The organism is Arthrobacter sp. 08Y14 (genome assembly GCF_002929455.1).
GTDB lineage: Bacteria > Actinomycetota > Actinomycetes > Actinomycetales > Micrococcaceae > Arthrobacter_B > Arthrobacter_B sunyaminii.
This window is the reverse complement of record NZ_PJIX01000051.1, coordinates 1-546: the sequence shown is the minus strand read 5'-3', so window position 1 is coordinate 546 and position 546 is coordinate 1. Positions and strand designations below refer to the sequence as shown.

Here is a 546-nt window from a genome sequence, read left to right as displayed (position 1 = left end):
TGTGTTGTTCGGCGAACCCCACAGCACATAGTCCTCCAGCGGAAGGAAGTCCTGGACCATCGCCGGGTTGCCGGCGAAACCACCGGTGGCCAGCACAACACCGCCGCTGGCCCGAATTAACGCCGGGCCTGCGGGACCATTCACCCGCACGCCGCAGACGACACCCTCCTCAACGATGAGGTCCTCGGCCCCGGTGTCAAAACGAATTTCTACGCCGCGGTCGGTCAGCGCAGCCAAGAGGAACTCGTACAGCAGCGACTGACCCATCTCGCCATTGATGGTGTCCATTCCGGCATAGCAATCAGATCCGTCGAGCTCCAAGAACTCCGGCTCGGTATGATAATTTCCCGTCTGGCGGACTGTGGCACCGAGTCCGCGCAGCCAGTCCGAGTTCTTCGCAGTCTCAGCCGCCCACGTTTTCACCACATCTGCCGCGACCGTGCGGGAACCGTTGAGCGAACGCAGGAAGACTTCTGCCTGTTCCGGGCTGTTATTCCTAAACCAGCCGCCACCAGACACTCGGGTGTTGCCGCCCGCGATCTCCTG

General features: G+C 61.9%; 1 protein-coding gene. It reads right to left on the bottom strand.

Annotation, left to right across the window (positions count from 1 at the left end):
- The coding region (locus CXR03_RS17920; RefSeq protein ID WP_146070569.1) for an FAD-binding protein at window positions 1-546 on the bottom strand (546 nt) is incomplete at both ends.